The sequence below is a fragment of the Pedobacter sp. FW305-3-2-15-E-R2A2 genome, assembly GCF_038446955.1.
Lineage (GTDB): Bacteria > Bacteroidota > Bacteroidia > Sphingobacteriales > Sphingobacteriaceae > Pedobacter.
The window spans coordinates 2,564,910-2,581,579 of record NZ_CP151803.1; the positions used below are offsets into that span (position 1 = coordinate 2,564,910).

A 16,670-nucleotide genomic window follows, 5' to 3' on the forward strand; every position below is an offset into this window, starting at 1 on the left:
TAACGATTCAGCTTATTTATCTGCTTTCCGAAAGCGGAAATTTTAATTTATGACGTTGTGTGTATAATTTTCATTCTGAGGGCCTTCAAACCGGAAAGGCCTACAAGATCCTCCACTTCTAAATGTTCTGTTTCTGCCGCCAACAGATTTTCCGTTCTTAAGGTCTGTATGTGGCTAAGGTATTCTTCATATTCCGTAGCATTGGTATAGACGATCGTGACCTTATCAGCCTCTGTAATCCTTTCCGTGGTATTTTTAATGTTGGCTTTATCTATTCGTTTCTTGGCAATTTCAAATCTGGCATTGTAACTGCCATCTACATCAAATCTTTTTTCATCCATTCTAAAGCGAATGGTGATCGCCGAGTGATAGCTGAGCAGGAGTGTCGTGACCGCTAAAGGGTAAGGTAAATGTGGTTTTAAGCGATGATGGGCAATTTCCATTTTCACTAAAGTCCGCAGTTGCCAAAGACGCAGTTCATGAAGTTTTGTAAAGTCAAAGTGCCGTTTGGGAGAGATGGATGCGCCGATATACAGGTTGTGCTCTACGCCATCTGTCTTAAAACGTTCATAATAATGAGGGAAGATTTTCTGTGCATGAAGCTGTTCCTGATCCAGAATTTTCGCCACTTCATCATTGATGATCGCAACCGTATTTTCATACCGTCTTCTGCTGATGTGAAAACTTCCTGTTTTCTCGTCGGTACATTTGAAATAATTTTCAATCAAAGCACCGGTAACCGGATCCTTTACTGCATGAAAAAGAGGATGAATTCTGGTTTCAATATAATTGCTGATTTGCTGTTCTGTACTTGCCTGAAGCGGTAAAGAAAGTGCATTCAAATATCCCCTGACCATTTTCTTTTCCTGATCAATGTTTTCAAAAACATCCTTCATCTGCTCCAGAATAGGGAATATCCGGTGAAGCTGAGTACTGAAATCTTGCTGAATGCTTTGGTTTCTTGCCTCTGAGGAGCCTTTAATGTCGATCTGCCCATATAAGGGATAAACTTCAGGAAAAATAATTTCGGTAGTTCCTGAACCTAAACCCAATTGCCTGTTGTAAATTAATCGCTGTGCTTCTGCACGGAATTTCCAGTAAACACTGGAATGAATGGTGGTAAACTTTTCCTGAATGACGACCTGAACGCGATCCCGGAGTTCTGAAATGAGCCGTTCAATGGTGTCCGTTAAAAAAGGAATGACCTCATCTAATTTATTTACATTGATGCTGTTAAAGTCTTTAGGCCTTGGGGAAACCACTTCAAGAACACCTAACAAGACGTCGTTCCTAACAATTGGTGCCAGGATAAAGCTCTTACCATCCTGTGCCAAAAAACGGTTCAATAAAACATTCTCCGGATCATGTGCCTGAAATCCCGGGACATCTGAAACTACATAGCTCCGTTTTTCCTCCACCAGCCGGCGATAAGAATCAGCACATAGTACTTCCTGATCCGCTCTTTGCTGAACATCCGGCAGAATAAAGCTTTTGATGGGTTGTCCAAGTGTGGTGATCCCAAAAGTATGCTCTTCCGGATGGTAGAGGGTAATCCCTACCTGTAAGTCGGCAGTCCGGTATATCGATTGAAAGATAGACTCAATGCTGGTCTGAAAATCATTCGCATTCAGTTTCAATAACTTCTCTTTAAAGATCGATACCGCATTTTCAGTAGTGGCATCAAACAAGGTCATCAGGGCAAAACCTTTAAGCGTCCAGCTTTTAGGTGGGAACTTTTCTTTCCATAGTTCCAGGTCATCGAAGTTATTGATCAGGAGGTCGATCTCCTCCGGACTAAGTTTGGAAGCATGTGGATTAGGTTCTATTTCTAAATAATCCCCATTGTACATGATCCTGTAATGCTTGGCAACACCATTTTGCATAGGGATATCATAAAACAGGGGCTTACCGAAATCCAGTTGCGTTCCGTAGTATTGATTTAAAATCAGACAGCAGCTGAGGACATAAAACTGATGCTCACCAAAGCCCCTGATGTCCATTTTAAAGGAGTCTCCGGCCGCTGTTAAAATTGCTTTAAACCGTTCTGTATGGTTAAAAATCGTATTTGTATAGGGGATGCTGAGTGCTTTGATTTCATTATGAGTCAGACCCTTCGGGAAAAAATCTGCCAGTAAACGGGACATCAGCTCCAAATGAGGCTCAATCCCTGCCAATTCTGTAATCCCTGTCCGCAGTTCCGGATGTAGGGCGACTTCTTCCAACAAGGCCTGCTGACTTTCAGAGGGATCCTGTTCCATGGCCTCAATATATTTGTCGAAACTCAATTTTACAACAAATGGGGTATCCTGAATGGAAAGCAGCGTCATGTTTTTTTTATCAAAAATAACCTAATTTTTATTAGAATGTAATTGTTTTTTATCGGTTATGATGATGATCTCATTACAGCATTCATCCGAATCAAAAAAGGAATCTTAAAATCCAAACTCCGAATAAGTGTCGCGTTTATGCACGGTATTCAGGAATTCAAAACTAAAGGTAGTCCATAAACTGCTGACTTCATTATTGGTGCTGACATTGGCGATAAACAGGTGCTGTAGAAAATAAACACCTTCGATATCCAGTTTTATATTGAGCATTCCATCGGCATCTGAACTGAGCAGTTCACTGATGATGTTTCCGGATTTTGCTTTCACATACAACACCACCGGGGCATTGGATAAAGGCTTGCCACGAATGGTAAGCAATGCACTGAGCTGATCGCCATAAGTAGCTCCGGCCGGATTGCTCTTCAGGGTAATTTCATGATCATTAGTGATGGGCTCTTTTGAAAATGGTTTGTTTTTATCTACGGTAATGAGCGATTTGGTGTAAAATATGGCGGTATCCTTTACCCGGTCTTTTCCATTGAGAATAGACTCCAGTTGTTGGGCAATGGGAACTAATCCTTGTTCTTTAAGGTTAGTCAGGTACTCTTCCCTGGAATATTCGCCAAAACTCCGCTGTGAAATCTCCAGCAATGCAGCCCCTGTTAACTCAGGTTTATACTTTAATAAAGTATGGTCTGCAGAAATAAATGGATTTAAGTTTATTTTCTTTGATTTCTGAAACAGCTGGATCTCCGTGGATAGGGTAGTGGTGGAACGGGGAGCGGACTCCGATTCCAGGTGGACATGGCTGGATAAGCTGGCCTGTAGTGTATCTCCTTTTTTTAAGTTGTACTGGTCTAAAACGATGAGCCGGATCTGGGAATGTGCCTGGAAACCAGATAAGAAAAACAGGACGATTAACAATGGATAAGTACACCTCATATCCACAAAACTAAATGGAAATGTAATCTGTTTTTTCCTGATTTTAATAAATGACATCGGGAATACAATTTCTTATTCTTCATTTTTCTATTACTTTTGCCGCCATAAGACGATTTATATTCTATGAACAACCTCACCATTGGCGCTTTAATCCTGATTGCTATTGTCATCCTGCCTTATCTCTTCCTTTCCTTTAGAAAAATATCGAGGTATAACATGCCTTTTTTCAAAGCTTTTGATCCATCGTACAACTTAAAACGTTACGAGGCTGATGAGTTGAAAAAAAGCCTTAGCCCGATTACAACTGAAATGGAAACCAAAACGGTATCTAATTTTATCAACCATTGGACCGCTAAGTTTGAAAACAATACGCTGAATGTGGAGGACGTCAAAATGCTGAACGAACTTCTTGCGCTTGGAAAAGAAGATCAGGTAAACGGGATTCTGGCTTTGCACCCTCAGGCATTGGCTCAATATACTGCTATAGATAAAGAACTAAATCCGGTGGTAACAGAGACGGACAACCCTCATTTCGAGAAGAGCGACTCGGTTTATTAACCTTTTCTGCCGGGATGGAGTCATTTAATTTGTTTTTCAAATACCGATCGGTATATTTGTGCCGTGGAATTTGTAGCAAAATCAGAAAGTACCCGTCAGTATATTGTAGAATCTACCTCAGGAATCTTCAATAAACAGGGATATGCAGGTACGGCATTGTCTGATCTTATCGAGGCGACCAAACTCAGCAAAGGAAGTATTTACGGTAATTTTGAAAACAAAGAAGCCGTAGCAATTGCCGCCTTTGATTACAACTTATCACAGGTGCAGCAGTTGATCCAGGCAAAAGTAAGCCAGTTTGATGGGTATAAGGAGAAATTGCTTGCCCATGCTCAGGTTTATCATAGCTTTGATCAGACCCCATTTCCGGAAGGAGGGTGTCCATTGATGAATACCGGTGTGGAGGCGGATGATACCAGTGAGGTGTTGAGAGAAAAAGCAGCAGCAGGAATTATGAGCTGGATGAGCAGCCTGGCCACATTGATAGAAAACGGGATGGCTACCCATGTATTTAAGCCGGATACCAATAGTAATGAGACGGCAACAACGATTATTGCACTCATTGAAGGCGGAATGATGATGTCTAAAGTAACCCATAACAATAGCCTGATGGATGGTATTGTTTCGGTGATCGGGGAACTGATCGAACGAATTTCCAATCCAAATGAATCTTAACAACTGATATGCTTACACCCTCAGAATTTTTTACACAGAACATCGGCAATGAAATGACCACTTCACCTTCTCCATTATTCAATTGGCTGAAGCCGGTGATCTTATTAGTAGAAAAAGGAAAGTTGATTTTGAAATATACCATCAGGAACGAGATGACCAATCCGATGGGAATTCTTCATGGAGGGATGACCGCTGCCATCATTGACGATGCGATTGGCGCAACTTTATTTGGTTATGATGAGCCCTGTTATTATGTAACGGTAAACCTGGCAATTGATTATTTTGCTTCTGCGAAAGAGGGGGATCTCATCATTGCGGAAACCACCATGATCAAAAAAGGAAACCAAATTGCCAATGTACAGTGCGAAGTTTGGAATGAAGGACGTACCAGAATTATCGCCAGGGGGTATAGTAACCTTTTGCGCACTGAGAAAAGAAAATAAATTGATATAAAGGGCAGTTTTGCCCACAACAATATTATATAAAACAAATAAAATAGGATGAAAAGAGTAGTCGTAACCGGAATGGGAGTTATTAGTCCATTAGGAAATTCTGTAGATGAATTGTGGAAGAATATCCTTGCAGGTAAAAGTGGAGTAGGACCAATCACCAAATTTGATTCTACCAAATTTAAAACTCATTTTGCCTGTGAAGTCAAAGACTTTAATGCAGAAGATTACCTGGAGAAAAAAGAAGTCAGGAAATATGACGTTTTTACCCAGTTTGCTATTGCAGCAAGTGACCAGGCCATCAAAGATTCGGGCCTTGATTTCTCCACCATGGCGGAAGAAGACCGTTATGAAGTAGGCGTAATCTGGGCAACCGGAAACGGAGGAATAGGTACTTTTGAGCAACAATTGAAAGAATACCACCTGGGTGATGGTACCCCTAGATTCAATCCTTATTTTATTCCTAAAATGATTGTAGATATCGCGGCAGGTGTGATCTCGATCCGCAACCAGCTGCATGGACCTAACTACTGTACGGTTTCTGCCTGCGCTTCTTCCAATACTGCAATTATCAGTGCTTTTGATACGATCAGATTGGGCAAAGCAAACGTGATGATTGCCGGTGGTTCTGAAGCTGCGATTACTGATTCTTCAGTGGGCGGATTCAATGCTGCTCAGGCCTTGTCAAAAAATAACGATGATGCAGAACACGCTTCACGTCCTTTCGATAAAGACCGTGATGGTTTTGTCATCGCTGAAGGTGCTGCTGCCTTAATTTTGGAAGAATACGAACATGCCATAAAAAGAGGAGCAACCATCTATGGTGAAATGGTTGGGGGTGGAATGGCTGCTGATGCTTACCATTTAACCGGTACCCATCCGGAAGGATTAGGTGCAATCCAGGGAATGAAAAAGGCATTGGCCGATGCTGGAATTCAACCGGAACAAATTGACTATATCAATGCACATGCAACTTCAACTGGTCTTGGTGATTTAAGCGAGCTTAAAGGAATTAAAGCGGTCTTTAAAGATTCACCAGTGGCAATTAGCGGAACAAAATCTATGACAGGCCATTTATTGGGTGCTGCAGGCGCGCTGGAAAGTGTGATCAGTATTCTTTCTGCAAAACACGATATGATTCCGGGTACCACAAATACCGTTACCCTGGATGAAGCTATTCCTGAAGGATTAAACATCGTCTTAGGTAAATCAATCGCTAAAAAAGTGAATTATGTGATGAACAATACCTTTGGTTTTGGTGGTCATACCGCTACTTCGATCTTTAAAAAATACGAAGCATAAGCATATTTTAATAATAACAAAAAAGGGTCTGTATCGTACGATACAGACCCTTTTTTGTTATTGAAATTCTGGATTAAGGCAACGTAACCACGATCTTACCAACGGTCCTTCCGCTTTCTATCTGATGATGTGCAGCAGCCATCTGGTCAAATGTATAACTCTCGGAGATGTGTGATTTAAGGCTTCCTTTTTCCAGTAGTCCGGCAATAGTTTTCATATCTTCTCCACTGGATTGAACAAATGTGGCGTAGCCATTTACTCCTTTGGCTTTAGATTTTTCCTCCACACCGGTATTTAATGCACTGGGAATACTGATGAGCGTTCCTCCGGAATTCATGATTTCCAAAGAACGGTCAATATAATCTCCACCCATGGTATCCAAGACAAAGTCTATATTTTTCACCTGCGTTTCAAATGGATTGGCGGTATAGTCAATATGCTCATCTGCACCCATTGACAATACGAAATCTTTGTTTTTCTCAGAGGAAGTGCCGACTACATAAGCCCCCAGATGTTTGGCCATCTGTACGGCAAAATGACCTACACCACCTGCAGCTGCGTGGATCAGGACTCTGTCGCCTTTTTTAACTCCGGCTTTTACAATGGCCTGCCAGGCCGTAAGTGCGGCAAGGGGAACTCCTGCGGCTTCCTGATGTGTAATGTTTGCTGGTTTCAGCGATAAATGTCTAGCCGGAACAGCCACATATTCTGCATAAGCTTTTCCATGGCCGGGAAAGTTAACCATTCCGAAAACTTCATCACCCACTTTAAATAAATCAGATTTTGATTCCTTTACGATGCCGGAAATGTCCCAGCCCAGGATGATCGGGTTTTCTACTTTTAGTATTTCATAACGGCCTTTTCCTTTTCTGGTTTTGATGTCGATAGGGTTGATGCCAATCACTTTTACCTCCACTAAAACTTCGTCTGCCTGAATCACAGGGATCGATATTTGTGAGATTTCCAACTGATCTGTTGCTCCTGCTTCTTTTAATAGGGTTGCTTTCATTTTATGCTCTTTTTTATGATAACACAAAGTTATACCGTATTTGTCCTGTTAAAATGGTATATGTTTTCTATAATTTGGTATTTTTGTCACATGATCAAGGAAAACTTACATGAACCCTTTTCGATTACTTTTAAAAAAATCGGGGAATGTCTTAAGCATGACCACCAGCACAGCTTCTTTGAATTGATTTATGTCATTTCCGGTACAGGATTACAAAATATCAATAAGAATAATTTTTCTTACCATCCGGGACAACTGTTTTTAATCACTCCGGAGGATGCTCATTCTTTAGACGTCGAGACGACTACAGAATTTTTCTTCCTCCGTTTCAATGACATCTATATCAGGAACAATAGCCTCCTGGCGGAAAATGTGAAACGATTGGAATACATCCTGAACAATGCCAATCACCGGCCAGGCTGTATCCTTAAAAACAAAACAGACAAAGTCCTGGTGAGCGCGATGGTCAGGGCAATAGAACAGGAATTCCTTCATAAAGACCTGTACGACAAAGAGCTCATCCAACAATTGATCAATACTTTAATCATTGTGGTTGCCCGGAACATTGCGAAGTACTTACCAGAGCAGGTCAACCTAAGGAATGAAGAGAAAGCAATGGACATTTTACAGTATATCCAGACCAATATCTATGAGCCGGATAAGTTAAAGGCAGAAAGGATCAGCAGTAACTTCGGCATTTCAACTGCTTACCTCGGCAGGTATTTTAAAAAACATGCGGATGAAACGATGCAGCAATACATCACCAATTACAAAATTAAACTGATCGAACATCGCCTGCAGTTCAGTGATAAAAGAATCAACGAAATCGCTTACGAGTTTGGCTTTACCGATGAAAGTCACCTGAATAAATATTTCAGGAAACAAAAAGGCGACAGTCCAAAAGAATACCGGAAAAAGGCTAAGCTTTCTGCTGTTGCTGAAAATATTTCAGATAATAATCCAGGCCTAAAAGAATACCAAGCATAAGAACAACCATCAGGTAAAGAGAAGGACTGCCATTGACCTGAAGTTGCTGTGTTACTTTACTAAACTGACCGATCAAATGATAAACGTCCGGACTTGTAGCCGGTGTAGTAGTGTTTCCTGTAAATAAGAACAACAGTAATGAAAATAAGAGAAAAGAAGCTGCAATGGCAAATCCTGCTCTTTTGCTAATGATGGGCTGATCTTGTTTTTTTACCGGTAATGCCTCAATTCTATCCATCACCTGTTCCGTAAAATCAGTAGATAAGCTGGCCATTCCATGCTGCTTCAATAAACCCTGCAGGGCAATGTTGACTGGGATTTCCATACCCGCATCTGTAGAAATTTCTTTCATGACCTGCTCCATGAAATCCGCTGCAGGTGCATCTGGTTCCACTTTCTGAAGTAGCATTTTCAATCTTTCTTTTTTCTTTGCTGCCATTTTTTAAACCCTTTCTGATTATAATAGAAACTTTAATTCACGTTCCAGTCTTTTTCTGGCCCTGAACAATTGGATTTTCACATTGGGAATCGACAATCCAGTGATCTCACAAACTTCTTTAATGGTACTTTCATTAATGTAATACAAGGTAACCAGTAATGCCTCTGTTTTCGGAAGTTTCTCAATGGCCTGTCTTACATATTTTGCCTGCTCATCCGAGTGTAACTGATCCAGCTGAGGAACGGATCCATCAGTCGCGTCATGGGGATGGTGCTCATCATCAATAGAGAATGTCTTTATTCTTTTGTCTTTGATCATCAGAATGGCCGTTCTATAAACGATCGTATATAACCAGGTAGAGAACTTGGAGCTTCCTTTGAAACTATGGATGGCCTGATAGGCTTTAATAAAGCCTTCCTGCACAGCATCTTCAGCCTCTTCCGCATTTCCGGTAATTTTGAGCGCAATGGTATAGGCCATGTTCTTGTACTTATTCAGAAGAAACGAATAGGAAGCGGTATCACCGTTCTTTACCCTGTCAACATAAATCTGATCTTCTGTATGGTCCATTCTCTCATAAGAGCAACATATTGCTAACTTGGTTACAAATAATATCATATATTTTTATTTAATATTTTTTGTAACCAACAACCCGTTATTTCGCTCCTATGGCATATATCAACAATTTAAAACTACGATCATGGATGAAACAGTAAGAGATATTATCGTGTCTATAGGCGCTTTCGCAGCGATTTTTGGAATTATATATGTGTATTTAATGACCAGGCACCGGGAACGAATGTCGATGCTGGATAGAGGGATAGAGGTTTCCCCTTTTAATTCTATCAAAAATTCAAACTTTCTGACCCTGAAATATGGGATGCTTTCTGTAGGTGTTGCCATAGGAATGATCATGGGTTCTGTGCTCAGCGATTACGGAATGGCCAAATCAACCAGCTTTTTATCAATGATCTTCCTGTTCGGAGGAATCAGCTTGATTCTCAATCACATCATTACCCGAAAAATCTCCTAACACCTGTCATGGGCCGCATTCCGGCGGCTCCCAAACTCATTTTTCATTACTGTTAATTAGCTTTTGAGCGCTACAAAAATAACGCTTAGGCGGAGCTATGCCCTTAAATATTGAAAACGTATAATCCAGATACCATGTCTATAAAAAATGTAACCCGAATATTAATCTGTCACCTGCTGTTCCTGGCTGCTTATGCAAGTGGACAAACAAGAGAAAACCACAGCAGGATCTCAGGTGTTGTAGCCGATCAGGCAACGAAATTACCTTTAAGCTATGTGACTGTCCGCCTGAAAACAGCAGATGGAATAACCTTAAAAACCATGCTGACCTTGAATAATGGATCATTTCTCTTTACAGACCTTAAGCCGGAACAGTATCACCTGACTTTGTCTGCACTTGGCTATGAGGTTTTACAATTGCCCGCAAAAGAACGGGATACGCTGTACCTTCAACCAAAGGAAAATGGGTTAAAGGAAGTTTCCATTATCGCCGATAGGCCCATCATCAAGCAGAAAGCAGGAAAAATCATTTACGATATGCAGGCAGATCCTGATAGCAAAAATAACCAGCTGCTGGATATGATGCGCAAAATCCCTTATGTTTCATTGGATGGCGATCAAAACCTGTTGCTAAAAGGAAGCCCTGATTTTAGGGTCTTTCTAAACGGAAAGCCATCCGGCATGTTTGCCAGAGATCTGAAATCCATTTTAAAAAGTATCCCGGCGTCAACGGTCCAAAGCATCGAAGTAATGACGACTCCCCCTTCAAAATACGATGCGGAAGGACTGGCCGGGATCATTAATATCATCACCACCAAAAAATTAAATAATGAATGGAACGGAACCCTTAACTTAAATACGCGTTTGCCCGATGCAAGCACCGGTGCCGGAAGCTCATTTACTTTCAAAAAGGATAAATGGGGGATGTCGGCCCTCACAGGAGGGAATTTAAGCCATAGCCCGGAATTGAGGGGTTCAGCATTCAGACAAACCTATGGCGCAAATCCAACAGATTTATTCCAGCAGCGAAGTCGCAAACCGGAGGGAAGAACAGGGTATGTAGGAACAGAATTGAGTTACGAAATAGATACCCTGAACCTGGTTTCAGCAAGGTTTAATACCAATGGAAACTGGTCTGAAAATAATAGCTTTTTAAATTCACAGCTAATGGAAGCAGGGGTAACCCTGCAAGGATATGACCTTGCAGAACGAACAAGAACCCGTAGCGGCGGACTGGACTTCTCGGCAGACTATCAACTGGGCTTCAAAGCGGACAAGAACCGGATGCTGACCCTCTCTTATAGTTATCAAAATAATAAAAATGAGCCTTCCACTGCAGCATCGATCTCCAATGTGCTGAATTACCCGAGCCGGGATTACAGGCAGGAACAAAACGATTATACCAAAGAAAATACGATACAGCTGGACTATGTTTATCCTCATAAAAACCTGACGATAGAAATGGGAGCGAAAGGAATCTTTCGAAATAACAATGCGGATTTTAAGGTAGATGATGATCCACAAAACAGCGATCATTTAACCTACAGACAACAAGTTTTATCGGCCTATAATTCTTACCAGTTGAATTGGAAAAGCTGGAACTTTCAGGCCGGCCTTCGTTTGGAGCATACCTTGATTGATGCTGATTTCCTCAGCAATACCGCTAATGTAAAGCAAAATTATACCAATGTATTTCCAACGATCATGATCAATAAGACGCTAAAAGATGGGAATAGTATAAATGCAGGATTTTCCCAAAGAATGAAAAGACCGGGAATAAACCGGCTCAATCCTTTTGTAAACCGCATAAACCCTGACTTTGAAACAACGGGAAATCCGGATTTACGTCCTGTAGTGGTCAACTCGATATCTCTTGGGTACAACAGTTCTAAAAAGCTAACCTTTAACGCCGGAATGGATTACTCCTTTTTAAATGAGGCAGATCTGCCAGTGAGCACTTTTGATCCGGTCAGCAACGTTACAAGAAAGACGTATAATAATTCTGGAAAACTTACCGGACTCAGCAGCTTTATCTATCTCCGCTATCCTTTAACCAGTCGCCTGGACTTGAGCCTGAATGGACGTGCAATCTATTTCTGGATGAGTGGTGAGGCCATGGAGCAGAAAATGGAGACCGAGCTGTTTACCTGGTCTTTTAACTTATCCTCTGGTTATAATTTTGAAGGTGGCTGGCGTACCAGTGCGAATCTATTTCTGGAAAGCCGAAATCCAACAGGTTTTCAGGGGACAACGAACGGGGTGCTGAGTTCTTCTTTTAGCCTCAGCAAAACGCTGATCAAAGATAAATTGTCTTTCGGCGCAGGAATCAATAACCCCTTTACAAAATTCAGAACGAATAAAACGCTGACTGAAGGTCCTCAATTTTACCAGACCGATCATTCCCAAAGTTATTTCAGGTCGTTCAGCGTCAATTTGAACTATAACTTTGGCGGCTTAAAAGGCGGATTGAAGAAAAATAAGCGTGGGATCAGGAACAATGATTTGTCAAACTGATCATGATTGACTCAAAATCGGGTAAGATGCTGTTTAACTGAAAAGAGCCGCAATTTGCGGCTCTTTAAATGATTATTCTGCGCCAAGCGCTGGTGGCACCGGAGCCTCTGAAATCACATGGATCTCACGCTGCGGATAAGGAATGCCAATGTTGTTTTTATCCAGTTCCTGTTTGATCAATTGATAGTTTCTATGATAAGTTGGCCAGAAATCTCCATTTGCAGACCAGGCACGGGTGGTTAAGTTTACTGCATTGTCAGCCAAAGCGCTAACGAGTACCACTGGTGCAGGTTCTTTGAGTACAAGGGGGTCAGCAGCCAGGGTTTTTAAAATCACATTCCTAGCCACATCGATGTCCGAATTGTAGGATATGCCGATTACATATTCCGCCATTCTGTTCTCATTATCGGAAACATTATTGATGACCGCATTTGCTAAAGGCCCGTTTGGAGCATACAAAGTGGTTCCATTTTTTGCTTTCAGGGTGGTATATAAGATATCAATCTTTTGGACAGTTCCTTCTACGCCATTGCTGGAAGAAATAAAATGGCCGATCTTAAAAGGTTTAAAAAGCAGGATCAATACGCCACCTGCAAAATTGGAAAGACTGCCTTGTAGTGCCAGGCCAATCGCCAGACCGGCAGCACCAAGAACGGCCACAAAAGATGTGTTCGGAATCCCAAGTGTCGAGGTTACGGTAAGCAATAAAAGGATGTAAAGGATGGCCTTTAAAATGCTAAGCAGGAAGTTGGTAAGCGAGCTGTCAATTTTGCCTTTGTTTAAGCGGTTCGTTAAAACACGCAGCAGGAATTTGATGAGCCAGATGCCTATTACCAGAACAAGAATGGCACTGATAAAAGAGGGGAGGCTGTCAATTAATCTGTTCAGTAAGCGTTCTATACCGGTTTCTAAATTAGTCATATGGTGTTATTTTTCAGTTTTAACGGGGATAATACATTTATAATGCCATTTCTGTAGCCTCTGACGGTTTTTTCTTAAAACAATTGTTCCGCCAGGTATACATTTTTATTCAGAAGCGTTTAATGTTGATGCCTGATTAAACCGCAATTCTATAGCATTTTTGTAGTTCTCAGAATTTTATTGCATTTTGAGCCTTCAGTATGATTGTCAACCGAATGTTTGATTGTCAACAGCAAAGAATAACTTCAGATTTCCTACAAAATTGGGGTATAGTTTTGATTTAGAATTTATTAATGATGGTGAGATTGAAATGTGCCCTTTTACTAATCCTGTGTTTCCCTTTATTGACTATGGCACAGCAGGCAGATTCCCTGGCAAAGAAAAATACTTTTCGCATTGCACCCTTTATTATTCCAACCGTGTTTATCGGATACGGACTAATGGCCAAGGGGGATAATTTTATCCGGGATCTGGACCGTACTACACGGGATGAACTTCAGGAAGACCATCCGCTATTCTCCAAAAGTGCAGATGATTTTATGCGTTACGTACCTGCATTGGCTGTTTATGGGTTAAACCTGGCTGGCGTAAAAGGTAGGCATAGTTTACTTGATGCGACGGGGAATTATGTCGTTACGATGGGAATCATGACTGGCGTTGTGTCTATCGCAAAAAAACAATCACACCGGCTTCGTCCTGATGGCAGCAGTTACGACTCTTTTCCTTCCGGGCATACTGCAACTTCCTTCGCCTCAGCAGAATTCCTGAAACAGGAATATAAAGACGTATCACCATGGATTGGTTATGCAGGATATGCAGTGGCAACGACGACGGGTATTTTCAGGCTTTACAACAACAAACATTGGGTAAGTGATGTCGTTGCCGGTGCGGGGGTTGGAATCTTGTCTGCAAAACTTGGCTATCTCGTGTATCCTCAATTGAAAAGATTGATCATGGGCAGAAAGCAAACCAATTTCAATCTGATGCCCGCTTACCAGGACAGGGCTATGGGCTTTTCTTTCTCGGGAAGATTTTAGACTACAAAATGGCTTCTTCAGGATTCCTTCATTTTCGCTACAGAATTTCTACATATTTAGGCAATAGCTTTAGGTTGTAATTCCAAGATATGAAAAAGCTCCGCTACCTGTTGATCACATGTTGCCTTCCGGGATTCCTATATGCGCAGGTTCAGCAACCTGATTCTCTAGCCTTAAAGAAAACCACAGAAAACACGTTAAAAATTAAGTCCTTGATTGTTCCTGCCATATTTATCGGCTATGGGGTAGTGTCTTTAGGGAACAATGCGATCCGAGATCTGGATAAGACGACTAAAAATGAGCTTCAGGAGGATCACCCATTGTTTGCAGCACATGTAGATGATTATTCGCAGTTTGCGCCCGCATTGGCTGTTTATGCCTTAAATCTTGCCGGAATCAAAGGTAAACATAGCCTGGCAGATGCTACCGGAATTTATGTATTGTCTTCAGCCATCATGGGTGGAACGGTATCCATTTTAAAGAGCAGTTCGCATCGGTTGAGGCCCAATGGGAATGGATACAATTCATTTCCTTCAGGGCATACGGCAAATGCTTTTGCAGCAGCAACGTTTTTAAACCAGGAGTACAAGGATGTTTCTCCATGGTATGGTTATGCAGGGTATACTGTCGCCACCGCTACCGGAGTTTTGAGAATGTACAATAACAAACATTGGTTTAGTGATGTGGTTGCCGGAGCTGGGATAGGAATTTTATCGACCAAAGTGGCCTACTATCTGTATCCGCGCCTAAAGAAAATGGTATTGGGTAAAGAAATGAAAGTAAATTACAGTATGGCGCCGCTCTATCAGGACAAAGCAATCGGACTTTCCTTTCATGGCACATTTTAGAAATACAAAAATAGTAAGGGGTTGAACTTCCCGGAACAACCCCTTCGTCGTCGACATCCATCGAGTAAGAATAAATTAAATTCAAATATAGATTTATGATAAAGTCCAAAAAATGATCTTCGTCACAATTTTGAAGAAATGTAATCTTAAGGTCATTCCATATAATATTACTGTGTGTTGTTTGTAATCGTTCTAAATAATCGGAGTTTTGTAGTGTTGATTTAGTAAATTAATTATTACTTACCATTATGGAACAGAAAGAAAATAGAGCTGCACAATTTGTTACAGCAACGCTTTACCTAAAAAGAAGGGAGTACATTACTCCGCATTATATTCGAATCACACTTACAGGAGATGATGTTTATAAGTTCGGTATAACTACAGTCGGTGTGAACAATAAAATTTACATACCACCTGCTGGTTTGAATGAACTGCACTATCCGAACTGGAATTTTGAAGCAGAAAAATGGGATATGCCACCTGTTGAAGTTCGTCCGGCAATCCGGACGTATACCCATCGGGGAATAGATCTGGAGAAAAATGAAATGATCATTGACTTTGTGGCTCATGGTGATAATGGGCCTGCTTCTGCCTGGGCAATGCATGCGGGGCCGGGGGCGGCGCTGGGCGTAACCATGAGGGCAAAAGAAACAGAATTGTATCCTAAGGCGGATTGGTATCTGTTGGCAGGGGATGCTACCGCGATTCCTGTATTGGGTGCAATTCTGGAAGACCTGCCTGAAGATGCAGAGGGGATTGCGTATATCGAAGTAGAAAGCAAAGCTGATGAACAGGAGTTGAAAACAAAATCCAGGGTTCAGCTGAACTGGATACACAACCCTATAGCGGGCGAGGGGACTTTTCTTTCTGATGCCGTTCGTCAGGCGAATTTGCCTGAGGCAGAGGAGATCCGAAAGTTTGCTTATGTAGCTGCTGAATTCAAAACGGTGAAAACCATCAGACAGTATCTTCGCAATGAAGCCTTCTGGACCAGGGAAGAGTTTTATGCTTACTCTTATTGGAAATCCGGAATATCGGAAGATGGTTCTGAAGTAGATCGAAGAGCAGAACATCAGGAAAAGTAATACAATTTGTAATTGCAATAATATCTTGTAAATTTAGTGTAATTACTTCTGAAAATATTATACATACTTCATGCGGTAGTTTTATATCATTGTACGCTTTTATATACTCATTTTGCTCTCCAATGAAAAAAATAGCACTTTATATTGCCGGATGTATGATTGCTGTATGCAGTATGTTTCTTTCCACTTTTCTTATTGCGCTCTTTTCCGGCGATCCCGTTAATTATAACTTTGACCACTACTTTTGGATTGCTGCACTTTCCTTTGGTTTATGTCTGGGTTATTTTCTTTCAAGAGATAAAATTTCTGATTATTGGACGGATGACTAGTCCATTTCCATAATCTTATCTTCTCAATTTTTCATTTAGATTTTACAGCGTCATTTAAATTGTTTTTATGCGTTTTTTTGTGGCATTTAATACGATTTAATAAAATTCATTTAATTTTTGATCCACATTGTATTTCATTATAGGTTAATAAGTGTTTTTATAGGTGTTTTTACGTGTTATTTTGATTATATTTTTTCATTTGATTTTTTATGATTA

Annotated in this window: 17 protein-coding genes; 11 read left to right on the forward strand and 6 right to left on the reverse strand. The window is 41.0% G+C overall.

Going from position 1 to position 16,670, the window contains the following annotated elements; genetic code table 11:
- Positions 1-47: 47 nt before the first annotated feature.
- The gene (locus AAFF35_RS10780; protein ID WP_342332472.1) at positions 48-2,327 is read right to left on the reverse strand and encodes a GAF domain-containing protein; all 2,280 of its coding nucleotides are present in this window, start codon (positions 2,325-2,327) and stop codon (positions 48-50) included.
- 105 nt (positions 2,328-2,432) lie between these two features.
- The gene (locus AAFF35_RS10785) at positions 2,433-3,326 is read right to left on the reverse strand and encodes a DUF4198 domain-containing protein (RefSeq protein WP_342332473.1); all 894 of its coding nucleotides are present in this window, start codon (positions 3,324-3,326) and stop codon (positions 2,433-2,435) included.
- Between the two features lie 66 nt (positions 3,327-3,392).
- Between AAFF35_RS10785 and AAFF35_RS10790 the strand changes: the two genes are divergently transcribed.
- The 4 genes from AAFF35_RS10790 to fabF all read left to right on the forward strand — a co-directional run bounded on the left by AAFF35_RS10790 (position 3,393) and on the right by fabF (position 6,253).
- On the forward strand, positions 3,393-3,827 hold the full coding sequence (locus AAFF35_RS10790; protein ID WP_342332474.1) for a hypothetical protein: 435 nt from the start codon (positions 3,393-3,395) through the stop codon (positions 3,825-3,827).
- 63 nt (positions 3,828-3,890) lie between these two features.
- Entirely contained in the window at positions 3,891-4,502 is a 612-nt protein-coding gene (locus AAFF35_RS10795) for a TetR/AcrR family transcriptional regulator (RefSeq protein WP_342332475.1), read from the forward strand.
- Positions 4,503-4,510: 8 nt separating this feature from the next.
- Positions 4,511-4,945 carry a PaaI family thioesterase gene (locus tag AAFF35_RS10800; protein WP_342332476.1) on the forward strand — a complete coding sequence of 145 codons (435 nt, stop codon included), beginning with the start codon at positions 4,511-4,513 and terminating at the stop codon, positions 4,943-4,945.
- 57 nt (positions 4,946-5,002) lie between these two features.
- On the forward strand, positions 5,003-6,253 hold the full coding sequence (gene fabF / locus AAFF35_RS10805) for a beta-ketoacyl-ACP synthase II (RefSeq protein ID WP_342332477.1): 1,251 nt from the start codon (positions 5,003-5,005) through the stop codon (positions 6,251-6,253).
- Between the two features lie 73 nt (positions 6,254-6,326).
- On the opposite strand, the gene AAFF35_RS10810 is transcribed toward fabF, so the two are convergent.
- Positions 6,327-7,262, reverse strand: coding sequence for an NADP-dependent oxidoreductase (locus AAFF35_RS10810; RefSeq protein ID WP_342332478.1), 936 nt, complete (start codon positions 7,260-7,262; stop codon positions 6,327-6,329).
- 90 nt (positions 7,263-7,352) lie between these two features.
- Between AAFF35_RS10810 and AAFF35_RS10815 the strand changes: the two genes are divergently transcribed.
- The gene (locus AAFF35_RS10815) at positions 7,353-8,249 is read left to right on the forward strand and encodes an AraC family transcriptional regulator (RefSeq protein ID WP_342332479.1); all 897 of its coding nucleotides are present in this window, start codon (positions 7,353-7,355) and stop codon (positions 8,247-8,249) included.
- Here AAFF35_RS10815 and AAFF35_RS10820 read toward each other — a convergent pair.
- Together AAFF35_RS10820 and AAFF35_RS10825 are read right to left on the reverse strand one after the other, a co-directional pair.
- Positions 8,182-8,688: a hypothetical protein gene (locus AAFF35_RS10820; protein WP_342332480.1), complete on the reverse strand. Its 507-nt coding sequence runs from the start codon at positions 8,686-8,688 to the stop codon at positions 8,182-8,184. The two genes, AAFF35_RS10815 and AAFF35_RS10820, sit on opposite strands and share 68 nt — an antisense overlap.
- Positions 8,689-8,706: 18 nt before the next feature.
- The gene (locus tag AAFF35_RS10825; RefSeq protein ID WP_342332481.1) at positions 8,707-9,306 is read right to left on the reverse strand and encodes a sigma-70 family RNA polymerase sigma factor; all 600 of its coding nucleotides are present in this window, start codon (positions 9,304-9,306) and stop codon (positions 8,707-8,709) included.
- An 82-nt stretch (positions 9,307-9,388) separates the two neighbouring features.
- On the opposite strand from AAFF35_RS10825, the gene AAFF35_RS10830 reads away from it, so the two are divergent.
- Positions 9,389-9,721 carry a DUF6249 domain-containing protein gene (locus tag AAFF35_RS10830; RefSeq protein WP_342332482.1) on the forward strand — a complete coding sequence of 111 codons (333 nt, stop codon included), beginning with the start codon at positions 9,389-9,391 and terminating at the stop codon, positions 9,719-9,721.
- 134 nt (positions 9,722-9,855) lie between these two features.
- The gene (locus tag AAFF35_RS10835; RefSeq protein ID WP_342332483.1) at positions 9,856-12,234 is read left to right on the forward strand and encodes an outer membrane beta-barrel protein; all 2,379 of its coding nucleotides are present in this window, start codon (positions 9,856-9,858) and stop codon (positions 12,232-12,234) included.
- A 72-nt stretch (positions 12,235-12,306) separates the two neighbouring features.
- Here AAFF35_RS10835 and AAFF35_RS10840 read toward each other — a convergent pair whose 3' ends face one another.
- Positions 12,307-13,155, reverse strand: coding sequence for a mechanosensitive ion channel domain-containing protein (locus AAFF35_RS10840; protein WP_342332484.1), 849 nt, complete (start codon positions 13,153-13,155; stop codon positions 12,307-12,309).
- A gap of 350 nt (positions 13,156-13,505) precedes the next feature.
- Between AAFF35_RS10840 and AAFF35_RS10845 the strand changes: the two genes are divergently transcribed.
- The 4 genes from AAFF35_RS10845 (at position 13,506) to AAFF35_RS10860 (ending at position 16,454) form a co-directional block, all read left to right on the forward strand.
- Positions 13,506-14,192: a phosphatase PAP2 family protein gene (locus AAFF35_RS10845; RefSeq protein WP_342332485.1), complete on the forward strand. Its 687-nt coding sequence runs from the start codon at positions 13,506-13,508 to the stop codon at positions 14,190-14,192.
- Between the two features lie 89 nt (positions 14,193-14,281).
- On the forward strand, positions 14,282-15,040 hold the full coding sequence (locus AAFF35_RS10850; protein WP_342332487.1) for a phosphatase PAP2 family protein: 759 nt from the start codon (positions 14,282-14,284) through the stop codon (positions 15,038-15,040).
- A gap of 248 nt (positions 15,041-15,288) precedes the next feature.
- The gene (locus AAFF35_RS10855) at positions 15,289-16,125 is read left to right on the forward strand and encodes a siderophore-interacting protein (protein ID WP_342332488.1); all 837 of its coding nucleotides are present in this window, start codon (positions 15,289-15,291) and stop codon (positions 16,123-16,125) included.
- Between the two features lie 122 nt (positions 16,126-16,247).
- The gene (locus tag AAFF35_RS10860) at positions 16,248-16,454 is read left to right on the forward strand and encodes a hypothetical protein (RefSeq protein ID WP_342332489.1); all 207 of its coding nucleotides are present in this window, start codon (positions 16,248-16,250) and stop codon (positions 16,452-16,454) included.
- Positions 16,455-16,670: the final 216 nt, after the last annotated feature.